The following is a 21,084-nucleotide window of genomic DNA, read 5'->3' on the forward strand; positions in this document are numbered from 1 at the left end:
AGCAGACCTGGATTCGGAAGAAAGGAGGGAGGTTTCTCATGAGCAGTGGCGCTCGGTGGTTGTTGGGAATCGTATTCGTGGTGCTGCTGGGGTGGGCTTTCGCCCAAGAACGGGTGCTCCGATTGGACGAGGTGGCCGTAGGCGAGCTCGATCCCGCTAAGGCGACAGACTACGCCGACTCAATGCTAATGTTCAATGTCTACGACACGTTGGTATACCCCGACCCGAAGGAGGGGGTTAGACCGCATCTTGCTGAGAGGTGGTCAGTCTCACCTGACGGAAAGGTTTATACCTTTACCCTGCGCAAGGGAGTCAAGTTCCATGACGGGAGCGAGGTAACTGCAGAGGACGTGGTCTTTTCGCTCGAGCGGATGCAAGCACTCGGCCAAGGGTACTCTTACCTCTTTAAGGGCTGGGTGAGTTCCGCCAAAGCACTGGGCAAGTATAGCGTGGAGTTTACATTGTCCAAGCCTTATGCCCCCTTCCTCGCTTCGCTTGTAAGGCTTCCTATCGTTAACAAAGACCTCGTTCTGAAAAACATTCAGCCGGGAGACTACGGAGATCTTGGCGACTATGGCCAGGCTTTCCTCTCAGCCAACGACGCAGGATCAGGGCCCTACATGGTGGTTTCTCACAACCCGCAGGAGCTCACCGTATTGCGCAAGTTTGGCGATTACTTCCTCGGTTTCGCACCTAAGGCTCCAGATGTCGTGCGGCTGCGCTACTCCCTTGAGCCCTCGACTGTGCGTACGCTGATGGTACGGCGCGAGCATGAGATCACCAGCCAGTGGCTCCCGCCTGAGATCCTGAGGGCCTTGGCAAAGAAGAAGGGCATTGATTTGATTACAGAAGGGGGACAAGGGAACTTCTTCATGAAACTTAACACCAAGCGACCCCCAACCGACGATTTGCACTTTCGTCGGGCAATGGCCTTGGCTTTTGACTATGACGCGCTTTTGAGCATCCTGAAGATCACTGATAAGGTAGCGGCTGGGAAGCGTGCCCGTGGGCCATTGCCGGAGGGATTCCCAGGGTTCGATGTGACCTTGCCAATACCCCGCCGCGATCTAAAGGCCGCCAAGGCTGAGCTCGCACAGTCGAAGTACGATCCGTCACAGTACACCATTGAGATCGGCTGGGTCGCGGAAGTGCCTTTTGAAGAAAAGGTTGCACTTCTTTTCCAGCAGAATATGGCTGAAATCGGCATCAAGGTCAATGTTGTTAAGGTTCCGTGGGCGCTGATGACCGAACGCGCGTCTAAACCTGAGACTACGCCTCACGTTAGCCTGATCTATGTTTCTGCAGCGTTCCCGGATCCGGACGCCTTGCTCTACAACATGTACCACTCCAAAGCTGCAGGCACCTGGCTATCAATGGAGTGGCTCCAGGATCCTGAAATCGACCGATTGCTGGATGCTGCTCGCACCGAGACTGATCAACAACAGCGACTTCGTTTGTACAAGCAGATCCAAAAGCGAATCGTAGAGCTACAACCCGATATTTTCGGCTACGAACAAGTAGCTGTGTTCGCCAAGCAAGATTATGTCCACGTTCCAACACTCGAGGATCCTGGGAAGACCGTAGCTGTCACCGGAGCGAACTGGAGTTTCCGCTTGATTGAAGTAGATCGGTAAGCAGTCGGGTAGGTGGTGGTATTTCCATACCACCACCTACCCCACTTAGGTGGAGGCGATATGAGCCTTGGGCGCTACTTACTGAATCGTCTGATCGCTGCGCTAGCAGTACTACTGGGCGTTTCCATCTTGATTTTCCTTATAGCGCGTGTTATCCCAGGAGATCCTGCTCGGATTGCCCTAGGACCAATGGCCACTGAAGAACAGGTGCAACAGCTCCGAGAGCGCCTGCACCTCAACGATCCCCTACCAGTCCAGTACTGGGAGTTCCTCAAGGGGCTGAGCCGGGGAGACTTGGGCATCTCACTATATACAAACCGCTCCGTAACCACAGACCTCAAAGAGTTCTTTCCCGCCACCTTGGAACTGGTCCTGGCCGCGGGTCTTCTGATGGTTTTTATCGGCGTGCCGCTCGGCATCGTAGCAGCGCGGTTCCGCGACCGCTGGGTTGATAACGGTACTCGCATCTTCGCTCTTTTGGGGGTGGCGACACCAAGCTTTGTATGGGCCGTTTTCCTCATGCTCGTCTTCAGCTACGCTCTCGGGCTTCTGCCAGTGGCAGGACGACTCAGTGAAGGACTGCCCCCACCTAAGGCGATTACCGGCATGATATCTATCGATGCACTCATAACTGGGAACTGGGCCGTTTTTAAAGATGCGGTGGCCCATTTGGCCCTACCGGCGGTTGCCTTGGCCTTAGCAGGCATTGGTCAAGCTGCACGACTGACACGCACCAACGTGGCCGAGGCCTACCAGCAGCAGTACATCGAGATGGCCCGCGCCTTTGGTTTCAGCGAAATCACTATCGCGCTCAAATACGCACTACGGCCAGCTATGATTCCAACCCTTACCGTGCTAGGACTCGACTTTGCAGCAATGCTAGGAAACGCCTTCCTCGTTGAGGCCGTGTTTGGCTGGCCTGGGATGGCACGTTACGGCGTACAGGCGGTCCTCCACAAAGACCTCAATGCCATCACCGGCACGGTACTGGTCATCGCTGTAGTGTTCTTGGTCGTAAACACAGTGGTAGACCTTCTGGTTGCTTCTTTGAATCCCAAAATCCGGCTGCAGGGAGGGGGGTCGTGACATTCAGACGGCGTTCCAGGCTGTGGTATAAGTTCAGCCGAAATCCGCTTTCTGTCGTGGGGCTCGTGATCGTCGGGGCGATCAGTCTCGCTGCTGTGTTTGCGCCTTACGTAACCCCTTATCCCGAACATGCTGGGAGATTTGTCGACTTTGCCAACGCGTCAGCCCCGCCGAGCTGGGCACACCCTTTCGGTACCGATACGATCGGACGGGATATCTTAACTCGGATCATCTTTGGGTATCGTATATCGCTTGAGCTCGGGGTTGTCGTCCTGGCTCTGGCCGTTCCTGTTGGAGTGGTGTTGGGCCTTTTAGCCGGTTACTTTTCGGGCATTACAGAACTTGTGATCATGCGCATCACTGACGTTTTTCTGGCGATCCCGCCTCTGGTGCTCGCCTTGGCCATTATGGGCTTTCTCAAGCCGAATCTGATGAACGCCATGATCGCGGTTTCCGCCATGTGGTGGCCCTGGTACACGAGGTTGGTCTACAACATGGCCCGGTCGCTCCGCTCGGAGGGCTACGTCGTGGCGGCTGAAGTACTCGGCGCATCCTACGGACACATCCTTTTTCGTGAAATCCTGCCAAACTGCATACCATCGATTTTGACGAAGATAACTCTTGACATGGGTTTCGTGATTCTCATTGGGGCAAGCCTCAGCTTCCTTGGCCTTGGCGTACAACCCCCTACTCCGGACCTGGGCACGATGGTAGCCGACGGGGCAAAGTATTTGCCCGACCTTTGGTGGATCCCCGTGTTCCCCGGTTTGGCGATTCTCGTTGTCGTCCTTGGTTTTAACTTGCTCGGAGACGGATTGCGCGACCTACTGGACGCGGAGGTCTAACGGTGCAACCGCTGCTAAGAATCGAAAACCTGCATCTCCGCTTTCGGCTATTCGAAGGCCAAGCCCACGTGCTTAATGGAGTGAACTTGGAGGTCCGGCGTGGGGAGCGAGTCGCACTCGTTGGAGAGTCAGGTTGCGGCAAGTCCGTCACCCTGCGTATCATCTTGGGCCTACTCCAACAGAGGAACGCTGAAATTTCGGGAAGCGTACGCTTTCACCAAACAGAACTCCTCCGCCTGCCAGAGAAGAAATTGCGGGAAATTCGAGGTAGGCGGATTAGCATGATTTTCCAAGACCCGATGGCCGCCCTCAACCCTACTTTTACTATCGCTGATCAGCTAACAACGGTCATCCTACGAGGTGCCCGAGCAAAAACTCGGAGACAAGCCTACGAAATCGCCCGAACCGCGCTTCAACAAGTAGCTATCTCAGATCCAGACCGTGTATTACAAGCCTACCCCCACCAGCTAAGTGGGGGGTTGAATCAGCGAATCCTGATCGTTATGGCGCTAGTCAATAAGCCAGAACTCGTGCTCGCTGATGAACCAGGCACGGCTCTTGATGTGACTGTCCAGGAGCAAACCCTGCGGCTCATGAAGCGGTTGACTCGCGACACTGGGGCTGCAGTCCTGCTCATCACACATAATCTTGGTGTAGTCCGCGAATTCGCCGACCGAGTCTACGTCATGTACGCTGGATCGATCGTTGAGGAAGCGAGCACACGCATCCTCTTCCAAAACCCAAAGCATCCGTATACACAAGCCCTCTTGGCTTCGGTGCCCCGACTCACCGGAAAGCAGTTGCCGAAAGGAATCGACGGTATTGTTCCCGACTATACTGCACCACCGTCTGGGTGCCGATTTCATCCACGTTGTCCGTATGCCCGGGCTGAGTGCAAGTCGACACCACCGCTTATTGAATTCGAAAGCGGTCACCGGGTGGCGTGCGTGCTGTACAGGGAGGTAACTCCTAATGCATAGTCATAGTCCCCCGATTCTCGTAGTCGACAACCTTTATAAGCACTATGTTGTCAGAGACAAGATCGTAAAGGCACTCAACGGACTCACTCTCGAAATATTTCCTGGCGAAACCTTAGCCGTGGTAGGTGAGTCGGGATCTGGCAAAACCACTCTGGCCAACCTGGTACTTGGCATTGAATCACCAACGCAAGGCAAGATTCTCTTCCAAGGGCAGGTGCTAGGAACTCGGCGGTCAAGGAAGCTTCGTCGCCAAATCCAGGTAGTACAACAAAACCCCATGTCAACCCTCAATCCGCGCAGAACCATCCGGCAAAGCATAGAATTGCCACTCCGGATACACCGTCTGGTCCCAGAGCGGCAAATGCGGGATCAGGTTGCGCAGTTACTCCAAACCGTAGGCATTTCACCCAAGTACATGGACCGCTATCCCTCCGTCTTATCTGGAGGGCAAAGGCAGCGTGTGGCCATCGCACGAGCCCTGGCTGCTAAACCCAGTCTAGTCATCCTAGACGAGCCAACTTCGGCACTGGACGTTTCTGTACAGGCAAAAGTTCTTTCCCTCTTGGTTGAACTCCAGGCGCAGTTCAACTTGACCTATCTATTCATCACCCATGACTTGAGTGTTGTCCGCAACATCGCTTCCCGTGTCGCCGTCATGTACCGAGGGAAGCTAGTCGAGGCCGGTCCCACTCAGCCCCTTTACCTTGATCCCAAACACCCGTACACGCGCATGTTGTTATCCTCGATCCCGGTTGTTTCGGCTGAAGAAGAATCCCTTAAGCCCGAATGGCCGTGGGAGCAAAACATAATTGATGACATCGCTCGCACATCGAGCGGGTGCCCCTTTGCGCCGCGGTGTCCTTTTGCCGAGGAGCCGTGTTGGGATGTTGTTCCCACACTCGGGGAGGTGGAACCCAACCACCTCGTCGCGTGCCACCTACACACGGGGGTTTTGGGGGGAGGCCGAGCCGAATGAGCCTGAACTACTTCACGCTAGAGATTGTCAAGAACGCCCTGACGGCGCTAGGGGATGAGATGTTCTACGCCCTCCAGCGGACCAGCAAAAGCCCAATCATCTACGAAACCCTGGACTACGCCGTAGGGGCTACCGACGCAAAAGGTAATCTCATTACCCAGGGAAACGGAGTTACCGGTTTTTTGGGGACCTTGGATACCGCCGTCCAGGGTGTCCTCGATAAATTTGGGCGCGTGGGGGAACTCTTCCCCGGCGACATCTTCATCACCAACGACCCTTACGGCGGCGGCGGAACTCACCTCTCCGACGTCTCCCTCATCATGCCCGTCTTCTACGAAGGTGAGCTTGTGGCCTTCGTCGCCAACAAAGCCCACTGGACCGAAGTCGGCGGCAAAGACCCCGGCAGCTGGACCACCGATGCCACCGAAGTCTTCCAAGAAGGGCTCCAGTTCCCCAACGTTAAGCTCTTCGACCGCGGCAAGCCTAACCAGGCCCTCCTCGACCTCATCGCCGCCAACGTGCGCCTGCCTGACATGACCCTCGGCGACCTTTGGGCTGGGGTGGCCGCACTCCGGGTGGGCGAACGTCGCTTCCTCGACCTTTGCCGCAAATACGGCAAAGAAACTGTCCTCACCGCCGTAGACAAGCTCCTTGACTACGGCGAGGAAATGACTCGCTTGGAACTGGCTAAGCTGCCCAAGGGAACCTTCGAGGCAGAGGATTGGATCGACGACGACGGCATCGGCAACGGCCCCTTCAAGGTCAAGGTCAAGGTGACCATCACCGACGATCAGTTCATCGCCGACTACACAGGAAGCCATCCTCAGGTGCCGGGGCCGATTAACTGCACTTGGACGGGGCTTATTTCCGAAGTGCGTGCAGTGTTTAAGGCAGTCGTGGCACCGCATGTTCCGACAAACGGTGGCCTTTTTCGCCCACTCAAAATCGTATGTCCGCCGCAGACGATCTTTACTGCAGAACGCCCCGCTCCGGTTTCCACCTACTGGGAAACAAAGCGGTACGCCACCGACCTCATTTGGAAGGCTTTGGCGCCCCACGTGCCGGACCGCTTGCCCGCAGGTCACCTGCTCTCGGTGTGCGGCACAGTGCTCTCAGGTGTTCACCCCGATACCGGCGAGTTCTTCCTCCTCGTAGAACCTCTCGTGGGTGGCTGGGGTGCCGGACACGATAAGGATGGAGAGAGCGGCCAGTTCTGCGTGGGAGACGGCGAGACCTACAACATCCCCGTGGAAGTCACCGAAACCCGCTATGGCGTATTGGTCGAGCAGTACGCCTTCCACAACGAGGACGGCGGCGCCGGGGAGTACCGCGGTGGAAAGGGGGTGGTGCTGGACTACCGGATTGTGGCAGACGAAGCCTACCTTACCGGCACCTTCGGTCGGCACAAGTTCTTGCCCTGGGGCATGAACGGAGGACAGGAAGGCTCCCGCAACTACATCAAGGTAATCCGCAAAGACGGAAAGGAAGAAGTCTACGGCAAGGTTGCGCGGCTGCGGCTGGAAAAAGGAGACCTGGTCCGGCTCGTCACCGCTACCGGGGGCGGCTACGGTAATCCCAAGAACCGTCCGCGGGAAAAGGTGCTGGAAGATCTCAAAAACGAGTACATCACCAAAGAACAGGCCGAAAAGTACTACGGGGTGTGTGCTGATGGTACTCAATAAGCTCCACGAAGTTCAGGATCGGTTGAGAAGAGAAAAGATTGACGGCTGGTTGCTGTACGATTTCCGCGGTAGTAACCCGCTCGCGCTGCGGGCGGTGGAGTTGAAACCCACGCTGCTGACCCGCAGATGGTTTCTCTGGGTGCCCGCTAAGGGCAAACCGGTGGTGTTGGTCCACGGGATCGAAAGGGGCTCTTTCCCTGACCTTGGCATCGAGGTTCTCAGCTATACAGGCCGCACGAGCTTGGTGAACCAGCTCAAGGTAATGCTCCACGATGCCAAGCGCATCGCCATGGAGTACTCCCCCTTCGGCAACATCCCCTATATCTCCAAGGTCGACGCCGGAACAGTCGACCTGATCCGCTCGCTTGGCAAGGAAATCGTCAGTTCTGGGGACCTGCTGCAGTTGTTCCTCGTCTGGACCCCTGGACAACTCCAAGCGCACTATCGGGCCGCCAGGGCCCTTGCAGAAGTCAAGGATGCGACGCTGGACTTTCTACGTGAAAGGGTTGCCGAAGGGCGACCGGTGAGCGAGTATGAGACCCAGTCTTTCATGGCCCAGCGCTTTGCTGACTTGGAAATGGTGTTTGACCACCCGCCTATTGTCGCGTTTGGAGAAACAACAAGCGACCCACATTATGTGCCTGACCCGTACCACAGCAGGCTTTTGCAACCAGGCGAGCCTATCCTGTTGGATTTGTGGTGCCGTGCCGCAGAACCTGACGGCGTTTACGCTGATATCACCTGGATGGCCCACTATGGTCCGCCGAGTAGCGCGTTTCAGGATGCCTTTAACACCGTTATTGCTGCGCGGGAACGTGGGGTTGCAGTAATTCGGCAAGCGTTTGCCAGAAACGAACCGATTCAGGGCTGGGAAGTTGATCGGGTGGTTCAAAACACTATCGTCGAAGCAGGGTATGGACGTGGCTTGCTTCACCGAACAGGCCACAGCCTAGGAACCGAGTCGGCTCATGGGGAAGCGGTGCACTTGGACGACTTCGAAACTCGCGACGAGCGCACCCTGATCCCAGGAATAGCGGTCACTATTGAGCCGGGGATCTACCTTCCGGAGTTTGGCGTGCGCAGCGAAATCGATGTGTATATCGGTCCAACCGGCCCTGAAGTCACAACAGCTCAGCAGTACAAGCTGGACATTCTCGGTACGTGAATATGAAAACGAACATTAACTACTTCACGCTAGAGATTGTCAAGAACGCCCTGACGGCGCTAGGGGATGAGATGTTCTACGCCCTCCAGCGGACCAGCAAAAGCCCAATCATCTACGAAACCCTGGACTACGCCGTAGGGGCTACCGACGCAAAAGGTAATCTCATTACCCAGGGAAACGGAGTTACCGGTTTTTTGGGGACCTTGGATACCGCCGTCCAGGGTGTCCTCGATAAATTTGGGCGCGTGGGGGAACTCTTCCCCGGCGACATCTTCATCACCAACGACCCTTACGGCGGCGGCGGAACTCACCTCTCCGACGTCTCCCTCATCATGCCCGTCTTCTACGAAGGTGAGCTTGTGGCCTTCGTCGCCAACAAAGCCCACTGGACCGAAGTCGGCGGCAAAGACCCCGGCAGCTGGACCACCGATGCCACCGAAGTCTTCCAAGAAGGGCTCCAGTTCCCCAACGTTAAGCTCTTCGACCGCGGCAAGCCTAACCAGGCCCTCCTCGACCTCATCGCCGCCAACGTGCGCCTGCCTGACATGACCCTCGGCGACCTTTGGGCTGGGGTGGCCGCACTCCGGGTGGGCGAACGTCGCTTCCTCGACCTTTGCCGCAAATACGGCAAAGAAACTGTCCTCACCGCCGTAGACAAGCTCCTTGACTACGGCGAGGAAATGACTCGCTTGGAACTGGCTAAGCTGCCCAAGGGAACCTTCGAGGCAGAGGATTGGATCGACGACGACGGCATCGGCAACGGCCCCTTCAAGGTCAAGGTCAAGGTGACCATCACCGACGATCAGTTCATCGCCGACTACACAGGAAGCCATCCTCAGGTGCCGGGGCCGATTAACGGAACATGGCCCGGTTTGGTGTCAAGCGTCCGGTCGATATTCAAAGCTTTAACAAACCCAGCAATACCTGCTAACGGCGGTGCTTTTCGGTTGCTCCAGATTATTTGCCCAAGCGGAACCATCTTTACAGCTGAGCAGCCAGCGCCAGTATCCACATATTGGGAGACCCTAGAATACGCCACCGACCTCATTTGGAAGGCTTTGGCGCCCCACGTGCCGGACCGCTTGCCCGCAGGTCACCTGCTCTCGGTGTGCGGCACAGTGCTCTCAGGTGTTCACCCCGATACCGGCGAGTTCTTCCTCCTCGTAGAACCTCTCGTGGGTGGCTGGGGTGCCGGACACGATAAGGATGGAGAGAGCGGCCAGTTCTGCGTGGGAGACGGCGAGACCTACAACATCCCCGTGGAAGTCACCGAAACCCGCTATGGCGTATTGGTCGAGCAGTACGCCTTCCACAACGAGGACGGCGGCGCCGGGGAGTACCGCGGTGGAAAGGGGGTGGTGCTGGACTACCGGATTGTGGCAGACGAAGCCTACCTTACCGGCACCTTCGGTCGGCACAAGTTCTTGCCCTGGGGCATGAACGGAGGACAGGAAGGCTCCCGCAACTACATCAAGGTAATCCGCAAAGACGGAAAGGAAGAAGTCTACGGCAAGGTTGCGCGGCTGCGGCTGGAAAAAGGAGACCTGGTCCGGCTCGTCACCGCTACCGGGGGCGGCTACGGTAATCCCAAGAACCGTCCGCGGGAAAAGGTGCTGGAAGATCTCAAAAACGAGTACATCACCAAAGAACAGGCCGAAAAGTACTACGGGGTGTGTGCTGATGGTACTCAATAATCAGTAGCGCCTCGCCAAAACGAGCCACTTTGGCCCTCTTCGACTCCGCAACCTCTAGGTGGGCGTAGCTGGGGCCTGGTGCAAGCGCCAGCTGCTGCAGAAAAACGACTCTCGCATGAGGTTCGGTGCGGCCCATAAGGGTCGGTGATCTTTTCACTCCTCAGTTTCTCCTTCTTTAAGCCCAGGCAAGAACGCTCAGTGTGTAGGGGCGCTTCGAGCGAAAAGGCCCGTGCGATTGCACCGGATCTTGGGCAGGCGCCGTGCTAGCCTCAAGTTAAGGGCCTGGTCACGCTAAGCATCAACGGGAGCACACAAGATCCTGAGGTGGCGAATATGGCACGCACGAGGAACAGCTCAACGACCAACAACGGGGCTAACCTTGGCTTCGAGGCAGAGCTTTGGCAGACGGCGAACGCGTTGCGCGGCAGTATGGACGCCGCGGAATACAAGCATGTCGTCCTCGGACTGGTTTTCCTTAAGTACATCTCCGACGCCTTCGAAGAACACCGCCGGAAGCTGGAAGCCGAGATCTCCGAAGGCGCCGACCCCGAGGACCCGGACGAGTACCGGGCCGTAAACGTCTTCTGGGTGCCGCCTGAAGCAAGGTGGGCGCGACTTCAGCAGGCCGCAAAACAGCCCAACATTGATCAGATCGTGGACGAGGCCATGGAGGCCGTGGAGCGAGACAACCCCTCTCTAAAGGGGGTGCTCCCTAAAGACTACGCCCGACCCTCTCTGGACAAGCGCCGCTTGGGTGAACTCATCGATTTGATTTCAAACATCCGCGTAGGGGACGCCGAGGCTCGGGCTAAGGACGTACTGGGACGTGTCTACGAGTACTTCCTGGGGCAGTTTGCGAGCGCCGAGGGTCGCAAGGGCGGGGAGTTTTACACGCCGGCCTCCGTGGTCCGGCTGCTGGTGGAAATGTTGGAGCCCTTCAAAGGGCGGGTCTACGACCCGTGCTGTGGCTCCGGGGGGATGTTTGTTCAGTCAGTGCGCTTCGTTGAGGCCCACGCCACCGGAAACGGCAACGGGGGCCGCGCCCGCGCTCAAATCAGCATCTACGGCCAGGAGCTCAACTACACTACCTGGCGCCTGGCCAAGATGAACCTGGCCATTCGCGGCATCGACGGCAAGATCGAGCAAGGCGACACCTTCCACAATGACCGCGTTCCAGACCTCAAGGCCGACTACATCCTGGCCAATCCTCCGTTCAACATGAAAAACTGGGGCGGCGAGCGCCTACGGGAGGACAAGCGCTGGAAGTTCGGTGTTCCTCCCGCACGCAACGCCAACTTCGCGTGGGTGCAGCACATCATCCACCACCTGGCACCTACGGGCTACGCGGGCTTCGTCTTGGCCAACGGATCTTTGTCCTCTAACCAGTCGGGAGAGGGCGAGATCCGCAAGAACATCGTCGAGGCCGACCTGGTGGACTGCATCGTGGCTCTACCCGACAAGCTCTTCTACACGACCCAGATTCCTGCCTCCCTGTGGTTCCTTGCCAGAGACAAAAGTGGCCGGCCCCCTGCCGGGCAGAACAAGCCCCTACGCGACCGCCGCGGCGAGGCGCTCTTCATCGACGCCCGCAGGATGGGTCGGATGGTGGACCGCACCCACCGTGAGCTCACCGAGGAAGAGATTCAGCAGATCGCCCGCACCTACCACGCCTGGCGGGGTGAGCCGGATGCTGGCGAGTACAAAGACATCCCCGGTTTCTGCAAAAGCGTCACCCTGGAGGAGATCCGCCAGCACGGCTACGTGCTCACCCCGGGCCGCTACGTCGGCGTGCCACCGCAGGAGGAAGACGACGAACCCTTCGAGGAGAAGATGAAGCGGCTGGTGGCTGAATTGCGTGCACAACAGGCCAAAGCGCGGCGGTTGGACGAGATGATTTTGAAGAACCTGGAGGAGTTGGGATATGGCGGGTGAGTGGGGAAGCGTGCACCTCGGTGACGTTGCCGAAATTGTTATGGGGCAATCACCCCCTGGCTATACGTATAACGAGGCTGGTGATGGTCTGCCGTTTTTTCAGGGTACGGCAGACTTTGGACATCGGTATCCCACACCACGGGTGTTTTGTACCAAACCATCCCGCATAGCACGACCCGGCGACATCTTGCTCAGTGTTCGTGCCCCAATTGGCAAAGTTAATGTCGCTGACAGAGAGTGTGCAATTGGGCGAGGATTAGCAATTATCCGGCCTAAACAAAAGTCAGATGTCCGTTACATTGAGTACGTTCTACGTTATTTGGAGCCTAGTTGGCACGCAGTTGAAGGTAGCGGCTCAGTTTTTGGAAATGCAACCAAACGAGACCTAGAGCAACTGGTGCTACCGTGGCCAGAAGATCGGTCAAAACGAATTGCCATCGCCCACATCCTCGGCACGCTGGACGACAAAATCGAGTTGAACCGGCATATGAACGAAAACCTCGAGGCCATGGCACGGGCCATTTTCAAGGCGTGGTTCGTGGACTTCGAGCCCGTACGAGCCAAGATGGAAGGCCGCTGGCAACGCGGCCAGTCCCTTCCTGGCCTCCCCGCCCACCTCTACGACCTCTTCCCCGACCGGCTGGTGCCGTCAGAGTTGGGGGAGATTCCGGAGGGGTGGCAGGTTGGCAATTTTAGTGATGTGATAACGTTGCAGCGCAATCAAGTTAACCCCCTTGATTCGCCAGAGGAAATCTTCCTGCACTTTAGCATTCCCGCTTTCGACGAAGGGAGACAACCGAAAATCGAGAAAGGCCGGGAAATCAAAAGCCACAAATACTCTGTTCCGCCAGGGGCAGTTCTCCTTTCTAAGCTTAATCCCGAAATTGAGCGGATCTGGCTGGTTGATGTTTCACTAACCACACGGTCTGTTTGTTCTACGGAGTTTCTTGTGCTGCTGCCGAAACCGCCATTTTCACGACCTTACGTTTACTGCCTCGCAGGATCCGAGAGATTTCGGGAGGAACTTCGATCTCTGGTCACTGGCACATCAAAAAGCCACCAGCGTGTGCGGCCGGCAGCCGTTTTGAAAATCCCCGTGGTTCTCCCTCCCAGAGGTCCGGTTGAAGCTTTTCAGAGGGTAATTGAGCCTCTATTTCAGCAATACCTAGCTTCTCACAGGGAATCCCACACCCTCGCCGCCCTACGCAACGCACTGCTGCCCAAGCTCATCAGTGGGGAAATTCGGGTGAAAGATGCAGAGCGGTTTTTGGAGGAGAAAGGGTTATGAGTCGTCGGGACACTCTCCTGTTTTCCGACTACGATCTCTACAGCGTGCTCCAGCGTCAAGAGGCGGAGCTGTTCAGAGAGATCGATGAGATAGAAGGGAGTCGGTTGCTCAACTCCAGCCTAGAAGACCTCTGCGACTACTTCGAGCAGAAATACAGGTTCGAACCGCCGCGACTGAGAGAAGATGAAATTACCGTCAATCAGCACGAGACGGATGTAGACGTCAGTCAGGATCCTCATCGGTTTATCTTCGATCGGAGTAAGCCCTTTTACATCAAAGGGACAACGGTCCGGTTCTTTATCCCATATGATGGAGACCAGGAGCTTTTCAAATGCCAACCGAGCCGTTTTACGTTAAACCCGCCGCGAGGCAGTGTTGGTGCAGAAGAGCTAATCATCGCCTTTACACTGATAGAGCATGACGCTGACAAAATCAAAGCCGAGTTCGAAAGAACCCTTGCCCAAATCAGACAGTACCTCGAATGGATAGCGTCGGATGTTTCTCAGTTCAACGCTTCACTGCGAGATAAGGCTCGACAACGGATCGAAGCTCGCCGTCAAAAGCTTCTCAAGGACCAAGGCTTAGTCGCATCTTTAGGATTTCCTCTCAGAAGGAGGTCGGACGCTCCCCAGACATACGTGGTCCCGACGGTTCGCAGGAAGGTTACTCCCACGCCGCCAAAAGCCAGTGCTGCACCCTTTGCCCCAGAACCGACTCTTGATATGCAGGAGTACGAACACATCCTGTCCGTGATCAGCAATATGGCTAAGGTTATTGAGAGGAGTCCACAAGCTTTCAAGCAAATGCGGGAGGAAGACCTCCGACAACATTTTTTAGTTCAGTTGAACGCGCAATATGAAGGCCAAGCAACGGGAGAGACTTTCAATTTTGAGGGGAAGACTGACATCCTTATTCGTGCAGAAGATCGAAACATCTTCATTGCGGAGTGCAAGTTCTGGAGAGGACCGAAATCCTTCAAGGACGCGATCGACCAACTGCTTAACTACACAAGCTGGCGGGACACAAAGACAGCGCTGCTCGTTTTTAACCGAGGGAAGCAACTTTCTCGTGTACTAGACCAAATTCCGGAGGTTGTAAAGGCACATCCCAACTTCAAACGCCAGCTTCTCTACCCTTCGGAGACGGGATTCCGATTTATTCTTCACCATCGAGACGATGCCAATCGTGAGTTGGTTTTGACTGTCCTGATATTTGAGGTGCCGACATGACCGATGGTATCACCGAATCCGAGGTTGAATCCGCCGCTCTCGGCTGGCTTGAATCCCTGGGCTGGCAGATCAAGCACGGCCCGGAGATCGCGCCGGGAGAACCCTTTGCGGAGCGGGAGGACTACCGTGAAGTAGTGCTCGCTCAGCACCTGCGGGGCGCCCTCGCACGCCTCAACCCCGACCTGCCCCACGAGGCTCTGGAGGAAGCCTTCCGCAAGCTCACCCACCCGGAGGGCTCCACGCTGGAAGCCCGGAACCGCGCCTTTCACCGCATGCTGATAGACGGCGTGGCGGTGGAGTACCGCACCCCGTCCGGCGAGATCCGCGGCGCACAAGTCTACGTCCTGGACTTTGAGCATCCGGAAAACAACGACTGGCTCGCGGTCAACCAGTTCACAGTGACGGAGGACCACCACACCCGCAGACCCGATATCGTGCTCTTCGTCAACGGCTTGCCCCTCGCCATAATCGAGCTCAAAAAGCCGGCTGACGAGGAAGCCACCATCTGGACCGCCTATCAGCAGCTCCAAACCTACAAGGCCGAACTACCGACCCTCTTTGCGTTCAACGAGCTTTTGGTCATCTCCGACGGACTCGAGGCCCGCCTCGGCACCCTCACCGCGGGGCGGGAGTGGTTCAAGCCCTGGCGGACGGTTTCAGGGGAGGAGATCGAAGACGAGGGCGTACCTCAACTCGAGGTCCTGCTCAAGGGCGTGTTCGATAGGGAGCGATTCTTGGAGCTCGTGCGAGACTTCATCCTCTTCGAGGACGACGGCGGCAGGCTGGAAAAGAAGGCGGCCGGCTACCACCAGTTCCACGCGGTGCGGCTGGCGGTAGCTCAAACCTTGCAGGCCAAACCCGGGGGCGAGCGGGGCGACCAGCGGATCGGGGTGGTCTGGCACACCCAAGGCTCGGGCAAGAGTCTGACCATGGTCTTCTACGCCGGCCGCATCGTTCGCGAGCCTGAAATGAAGAACCCGACCATCGTCGTCCTCACCGATCGCAACGACCTCGACGGTCAGCTCTTCGCCACCTTCTCCCGGTGTACGGACATCCTGCGCCAGACCCCCGTGCAGGCAGAGTCCCGCGCACACCTGCGCGAGCTTCTCAAGGAGCGCGAAGCCGGGGGCGTGATCTTCACGACCATCCAGAAGTTTCTCCCCGAGAAAAAGGGCGACCGGCACCCTGTGCTCTCCGAGCGCTCCAACATCGTGGTCATCGCCGACGAAGCCCACCGGAGCCAGTACGACTTCATCGACGGCTTTGCTCGGCACCTGCGAGATGCCCTGCCCAACGCTTCCTTCATTGCTTTCACCGGCACCCCCCTAGAGCTCGCCGACCGCAACACCCGTGCTGTTTTTGGTGACTACATTTCCATCTACGACATCCAGCGGGCTGTGGAGGATGGGGCAACCGTGCCCATCTACTACGAGAGCCGGCTGGCCAAACTCAACCTTCCCGAGGAACTTAAGCCGAAGATCGACGAGGCGTTCGAGGAGGTCACCGAAGGCGAGGAGATCGAACGCAAGGAGCGGCTTAAGACAAAGTGGGCGCAACTCGAGGCGATCGTCGGTTCCGAGAAACGGCTCCGCCTCATTGCCCGGGACATCGTGGAGCACTTCGAGCGGCGCCTTGAGGCCCTGGACGGCAAGGCCATGGTGGTCTGCATGAGCCGGCGGATCGCCGTGGAACTCTACAATGAAATCGTTCGTCTGCGCCCCGAGTGGCACCACGAGGACGACGACAAGGGAGTGGTCAAGGTAGTCATGACCGGCTCTGCCTCCGACCCCCCGGATTGGCAACCCCACATCCGCAACAAACAGCAGCGGGAGTTCTTGGCCGACCGCTTCCGCGACGCGAGCGACCCCTTCAAGCTGGTCATCGTCCGGGACATGTGGCTCACGGGCTTCGACTGCCCTAGCCTCCACACCATGTACCTCGACAAGCCCATGCGCGGCCACGGCCTCATGCAGGCCATTGCCCGGGTTAATCGAGTCTTCCGCGACAAGCCAGGTGGGCTGGTGGTGGACTACCTGGGCCTAGCCCATGAGCTCAAGCTTGCCCTCGCCGCTTACACCGAAAGTGGCGGTCGCGGGCAGGTGGCCATATCCCAGGAAGAGGCCGTGGTTCTCATGTTGGAAAAGTACGAGGTCTGCCAAAATCTCTTCCACGGCTTCGACTGGTCTCTCTGGAAGACCGGCAGCCCCGAAGAGCGGTTGCGCCTTTTGCCTTTAGCTTTAGAGCATATCCTTTCCTTGGAAGACGGGAAGGAGCGCCTTCTCACCGCGGTACGGGACCTTTCCAAAGCCTTTGCCCTGGCCGTTCCCCACAAGGAAGCCCTAAAGATCCGTGACGGCGTAGCTTTCTTTCAGGCAGTGCGCGCTGCACTGGCTAAACGCACTCCCGAGGATGCCAAGCCCCAGGCAGAGCTCGACCACGCGATTCGCCAGATCGTTTCTCGCGCCCTGGTGCCTGAGGGGGTCGTGGATATCTTCGCCGCCGCGGGTCTTAAGAAGCCCGACCTCTCCATCCTCTCTGAGGAGTTCCTAGCCGAGGTGCAAGGGATGCCGCAAAAGAACCTGGCGGTGGAGCTTCTGCGCAAGCTTCTATCCGCCGAGGTGAAAACCCGTCGCCGCAAAAACGTCGTCCAGGCCCGATCCTTCGCCGAGATGCTGGAGAGGGCCATCCGTCGCTACCAGAACCGCTCGATCGACGCCGTACAGGTTCTTGAAGAGCTCATTAGTCTTGCCAGGGCCATGCGCGAAGCAGACCAGCGTAGAGCGGTACTGGGGCTTACGGAGGAAGAGCTCGCCTTGTACGACGCCTTATCGGTGAACGAAACCGCGATACGTGCGCTAGGAGAACCCGGTCTGCGCGAGGTCGCCCGAGAGCTCGTGAGAGTTCTGCGAGCCAACGTCACGGTTGATTGGACCGTCCGAGAAAACGTACGTGCCCACCTCCGGGTACTGGTCAAGCGAATCCTCCGAAAGCGCGGCTATCCGAAGGAGGCACAGGAAAAGGCTGTGAAAACCGTGCTGGAGCAGGCGGAAGCATTCTCTGAGTCTTGGTTTGCGGCCTAGCGCGGAAAGGGTTAATACACCTGATCCACGCGGTGGCCCCACAGTTGCTCTTCTTGACCCCACCGGCAGCCCCGACACGAGAGGGCCAACAGTGGTGCTGAGAAGGGTTATTGTGACGGAGCGCCTGGCCGACCACGCAGTGGGGCCGCTCTCTGGATACCTCGCCGACAACTCGCCTGCGGTTTGAAGGCGGGAGATCACAGGGCGAGCAGCGCCTTGACCTCGGGGTTGTCAACCATCTCCCGCATTGGTCCTTCCAGTCGAAGCTCACCGCTTTCAAGGACATAAGCGCGATCAGCAAACTGGCTGGTAAACCTGAGGTTTTGCTCAGCAAGGAGAATTGCGATTCCAGTGTTCTTAAGCCCGTCGATCAGATTGCCAATCACTTTGACCACGAGCGGGGCTAGCCCCTCGGTGGGTTCATCGAGCAGCAGCATTTCCGGATTCCCCATGAGCGTTCGCGCGATTGTGAGCATTTGTTGTTCACCGCCCGACAAAAAGCCCCCTCTACGGTTTTCTAGGTTTGCCAAAGGGGGCATGAGTTCGTAAATCCGATCAATCGTCCACGGCGGATACCGGCCTGTGCCTGGCTTCCGAGCGATCTCGAGGTTTTCACGGACGGTTAGCTCAGGAAAAATTCTCCGTTCCTCAGGGACATACCCTAGTCCAAGCTGCGCACGGCGGTAGGAGGGCTCCTGGGCCAAATCGTGTCCCTTGAAGCGAATTGAGCCAGCGAACACTCGTGCCAGACCCATGGCTGCCTTAAGCGTCGTACTCTTCCCGGCGCCGTTCCGTCCTAATAGAGCAACCACTTCACCGGGCTCCACGTAAAGGGAAAGGCCGTGAAGCACCCGAACAGGCCCGTAGCCGCAGACAAGGCCATCGAGCTCAAGCCGGCTCATGCTTCACCCCCCAGGAATGCGGCAACCACCTCAGGGTGCCGACGAATTTCCTCCGGGGTACCCTCTGCCAAAACCGACCCCTGGTGCAACACCGTAATGCGGTCAGCGAGCCTTAAAACAGACTCGGTATCGTGTTCCGTAAACAGCAATGTTACGCCCAGCTCGCGCAGCAGTTTCTGAATAAAGCGAACCATTTGAGCGCGCTCTGCCCTTGAAAGCCCGGCCAGAGGTTCATCTAGCAGAAGCAACTTCGGATTCCCCGCCAGGGCAATAGCAATGTCCACTCGCTTAAGGTCCCCCTGGGGAAGCTCAGACACCGGGCGGTCAAGGGCGTCTTCCAGGCCTACCCAACCCAGGATTTTCTCGGCCTCCCATGTGGCCTCAATGTTTGAGAAAAGCGGAGCGATCAGGTTATTGACGCTACCCCTGAGGGCCAGCAGTGCAAGTGTCACATTTTCCAGAACCGTCATACTCGTAAAAGGATTGGCTCGTTGAAAAGAAATCCCGATGCCCTGCGGGATAATTCGATGTGTTGCGAAACCGGTAATGTCTTGCCCTCGAAACCGCACCCTCCCCCGGTCGGGGCGATACCGCCCGGTAATAACGTTAAAGAGTGTAGATTTGCCCGCGCCATTGGGGCCGACCAGCGCGTGAAAGCTGCCCTCTTCAACGCTCAGACTCACGCCAGAAAGCGCCATAAAACCGCTGAAACTTTTGTGAATCTGCTCTACTTCAAGCAGCCCCACGCTTTCACGCCCCTCCTGCAGTCTTGCCCCGCCCCTTCCACCTGCCCGAGAGTCCGTGGGGAAGGAAGAGCACCAGTGCGAGCAATATCACTCCCAGTACCAGAGGCCAGAGTTCGGTACGCGCCTGCACCAGCGCCTGCAGTACAACGAAGGCTACAGCTCCAACAGCAGGGCCGAAGAAGACGTGAGCGCCCCCCAAAATCGTCGCGATAATAGGCTCCACTGAGCGGGTCCAGAAAAAGAAATCGGGGAACACCGAGCGCTGCCAGGCTGCCTGCAGGAATCCCGCGACCCCCGATAGGGTCCCCGACAATACGAAGGCCGCAAGCATGTAACGGAACGGGTCAATACCCACTGCGCTGGCCCTTGCGGGGTTATCACGTATGGCCCGCAGGGTGTATCCGAAGGGTGCCCGCACGACCCGGGCAAGGAGCCAGACGGAAAGCACCGTAAGCCCGAGGCTCAAATAATACAGCCCTGGGGCCGTACCAAGAACACCTTCAGGCCTGAGGCCGGTAATTCCATTGTCTCCCCCTGTGAAACCATACCATTTCTGTACCACGGCAAAAAGCATTTGCGCGAATGCGAGCGTGAGCATGGCAAAGTAGATGCGCGTCAGGCGCACGCTTAGAAACCCGATCACGAACGAGACCAGAGCGCTCGCCAGCAGCGCAAGGGGGAGTGTTACCAGGTAGGGCCACCCGAGCTTTTCCATGGCTAACGCTGCGGCGTAGGCCCCGGTACCGAAAAACGCAGCGTGCCCAAAGCTCAGGAGGCCCGTATGATGAAACAGGAGGTTGAAGCTCATGGCATAGAGCACCAGGATGAGGGCCTGGATCGCAACCTGCGTGCCGTAACCCGAGGCCACACCGGGGAGGACCAAAAGCGCGGCAACTACCAGAAACAGGGGTACATTTTTCATGTTCTCACCGCCGGCGGGCGCCCCAGAAGGCCCCAAGGACGTACCAGGAGTACCAGCGCCATCAGCATGTAGATAAAGACAATCGACAGATCGGGAAGAAGAAGAACTCCAAATGCCTGAAACTCACCAATGAGAATGGCCCCGAGAAGTGCTCCCCAGATGCTGCCCAGGCCCCCTACGACGACTACGATGAATGCATCAATCACCGTATCGACTGCAATTCCTGGAGAAATGCTCTGTAGGGGAAAGCTTGCGGCGCCCCCCAAAGCTGCAAGCGCAATACCAAGGGCAAACACCAGGGTGAGCAAACGGGGAACGTTCACGCCAAGAGCCTCGAGCATCTCACGGTCCTGAGTGATGGCGCGAACCAGGATGCCATAACGGGTGCGGTTAAGAAAAGCCCACAACAGTACGGCGGTTATCCCGGAGAGGCCCATGAGACCCAGGTAGTAGGAGGGGAAAGGCAACCCCAAAACTGAAATCGGATGCTTGAATCCTGGTGGCATGCCCATCGATTTGAAATCAGCGCCGAATGTTAGTTTGACGAGGTCCTCGATAATGAGAAGGAGCGCGTAGGTAAGCAAGATTTGATAGTGCTCGGGGCGATTGTACACGTGGCGCAAGAACAACACCTCAACAGCTGCGCCGATGACCAAGCCCCCTGCCAGCACCAGTGGAATGCTGTACCAAAACCCGGATGAGTCTCCCTGTGTAAAGGCGTAAAGCAGATAGGCGCCAAGCATATAGAATGATCCGTGCGCAAAGTTGACGATGCCAAGCGCCCCGAAGATCAGTGATAGTCCAACTGCGAGCAGGAACAGGGAGCTTGCATAGGCGAGACCTGTCATGAACTGCAGGAACGCGAAAGATAGCTCCATAAATCACCTCATTCGAAGGGGGGTGGCGAGGCGAGACGGCGCCTC

At 57.4% G+C, this 21,084-nt stretch carries 16 protein-coding genes; 12 read left to right on the forward strand and 4 right to left on the reverse strand.

From position 1 onward, the window contains the following. Positions 1 to 38 precede the first annotated feature (38 nt). From ACZ5BT_RS00165 to ACZ5BT_RS00220, 12 genes are all read left to right on the forward strand, one after another. Positions 39 to 1,634, forward strand: a complete 1,596-nt coding sequence (locus ACZ5BT_RS00165) for an ABC transporter substrate-binding protein (protein ID WP_464883706.1) — start codon at positions 39 to 41, stop codon at positions 1,632 to 1,634. A 60-nt stretch (positions 1,635 to 1,694) separates the two neighbouring features. Further along, the gene (locus ACZ5BT_RS00170) at positions 1,695 to 2,720 is read left to right on the forward strand and encodes an ABC transporter permease (protein ID WP_464883707.1); all 1,026 of its coding nucleotides are present in this window, start codon (positions 1,695 to 1,697) and stop codon (positions 2,718 to 2,720) included. Beyond that, a complete protein-coding gene (locus ACZ5BT_RS00175; protein WP_464883708.1) occupies positions 2,717 to 3,565 on the forward strand; it encodes an ABC transporter permease in 849 nt (282 codons plus the stop codon). The genes ACZ5BT_RS00170 and ACZ5BT_RS00175 overlap by 4 nt, the downstream gene beginning before the upstream one ends. 80 nt (positions 3,566 to 3,645) lie before the next feature. Beyond that, on the forward strand, positions 3,646 to 4,545 hold the full coding sequence (locus tag ACZ5BT_RS00180; RefSeq protein ID WP_464883757.1) for an ABC transporter ATP-binding protein: 900 nt from the start codon (positions 3,646 to 3,648) through the stop codon (positions 4,543 to 4,545). Then, positions 4,538 to 5,521: an oligopeptide/dipeptide ABC transporter ATP-binding protein gene (locus ACZ5BT_RS00185; RefSeq protein ID WP_464883709.1), complete on the forward strand. Its 984-nt coding sequence runs from the start codon at positions 4,538 to 4,540 to the stop codon at positions 5,519 to 5,521. Before ACZ5BT_RS00180 ends, ACZ5BT_RS00185 begins: the two co-directional genes overlap by 8 nt. Next, the gene (locus ACZ5BT_RS00190; RefSeq protein ID WP_464883710.1) at positions 5,518 to 7,203 is read left to right on the forward strand and encodes a hydantoinase B/oxoprolinase family protein; all 1,686 of its coding nucleotides are present in this window, start codon (positions 5,518 to 5,520) and stop codon (positions 7,201 to 7,203) included. The genes ACZ5BT_RS00185 and ACZ5BT_RS00190 overlap by 4 nt, the downstream gene beginning before the upstream one ends. Continuing rightward, positions 7,190 to 8,368 carry a M24 family metallopeptidase gene (locus tag ACZ5BT_RS00195; protein WP_464883758.1) on the forward strand — a complete coding sequence of 393 codons (1,179 nt, stop codon included), beginning with the start codon at positions 7,190 to 7,192 and terminating at the stop codon, positions 8,366 to 8,368. Before ACZ5BT_RS00190 ends, ACZ5BT_RS00195 begins: the two co-directional genes overlap by 14 nt. Before the next feature lie 2 nt (positions 8,369 to 8,370). Next, positions 8,371 to 10,062 carry a hydantoinase B/oxoprolinase family protein gene (locus ACZ5BT_RS00200; RefSeq protein WP_464883711.1) on the forward strand — a complete coding sequence of 564 codons (1,692 nt, stop codon included), beginning with the start codon at positions 8,371 to 8,373 and terminating at the stop codon, positions 10,060 to 10,062. Positions 10,063 to 10,395: 333 nt separating this feature from the next. Beyond that, the gene (locus ACZ5BT_RS00205; protein WP_464883712.1) at positions 10,396 to 11,994 is read left to right on the forward strand and encodes a class I SAM-dependent DNA methyltransferase; all 1,599 of its coding nucleotides are present in this window, start codon (positions 10,396 to 10,398) and stop codon (positions 11,992 to 11,994) included. After that, on the forward strand, positions 11,984 to 13,282 hold the full coding sequence (locus ACZ5BT_RS00210; RefSeq protein ID WP_464883713.1) for a restriction endonuclease subunit S: 1,299 nt from the start codon (positions 11,984 to 11,986) through the stop codon (positions 13,280 to 13,282). The genes ACZ5BT_RS00205 and ACZ5BT_RS00210 overlap by 11 nt, the downstream gene beginning before the upstream one ends. Then, positions 13,279 to 14,511, forward strand: coding sequence for a hypothetical protein (locus ACZ5BT_RS00215; protein WP_464883714.1), 1,233 nt, complete (start codon positions 13,279 to 13,281; stop codon positions 14,509 to 14,511). The genes ACZ5BT_RS00210 and ACZ5BT_RS00215 overlap by 4 nt, the downstream gene beginning before the upstream one ends. Then, positions 14,508 to 17,591, forward strand: coding sequence for a type I restriction endonuclease subunit R (locus ACZ5BT_RS00220; protein WP_464883715.1), 3,084 nt, complete (start codon positions 14,508 to 14,510; stop codon positions 17,589 to 17,591). The genes ACZ5BT_RS00215 and ACZ5BT_RS00220 overlap by 4 nt, the downstream gene beginning before the upstream one ends. A 197-nt stretch (positions 17,592 to 17,788) precedes the next feature. Here ACZ5BT_RS00220 and ACZ5BT_RS00225 read toward each other — a convergent pair whose 3' ends face one another. The 4 genes from ACZ5BT_RS00225 to ACZ5BT_RS00240 are packed head-to-tail and all read right to left on the reverse strand — an operon-like array spanning position 17,789 to position 21,039. Further along, positions 17,789 to 18,493 (reverse strand): ABC transporter ATP-binding protein, encoded by a 705-nt coding sequence (locus ACZ5BT_RS00225; protein ID WP_464883716.1) that lies wholly within the window; start codon positions 18,491 to 18,493, stop codon positions 17,789 to 17,791. Beyond that, positions 18,490 to 19,239 (reverse strand): ABC transporter ATP-binding protein, encoded by a 750-nt coding sequence (locus tag ACZ5BT_RS00230; protein ID WP_464883717.1) that lies wholly within the window; start codon positions 19,237 to 19,239, stop codon positions 18,490 to 18,492. The genes ACZ5BT_RS00225 and ACZ5BT_RS00230 overlap by 4 nt, the downstream gene beginning before the upstream one ends. Positions 19,240 to 19,243: 4 nt before the next feature. Beyond that, a complete protein-coding gene (locus ACZ5BT_RS00235; protein ID WP_464883718.1) occupies positions 19,244 to 20,161 on the reverse strand; it encodes a branched-chain amino acid ABC transporter permease in 918 nt (305 codons plus the stop codon). After that, complete coding sequence (locus ACZ5BT_RS00240; RefSeq protein WP_464883719.1) at positions 20,158 to 21,039, reverse strand: branched-chain amino acid ABC transporter permease; 882 nt, start codon at positions 21,037 to 21,039, stop codon at positions 20,158 to 20,160. The genes ACZ5BT_RS00235 and ACZ5BT_RS00240 overlap by 4 nt, the downstream gene beginning before the upstream one ends. Between the last annotated feature and the right edge of the window lie 45 nt (positions 21,040 to 21,084).

It is taken from the genome of Vulcanithermus mediatlanticus, from assembly GCF_055385885.1.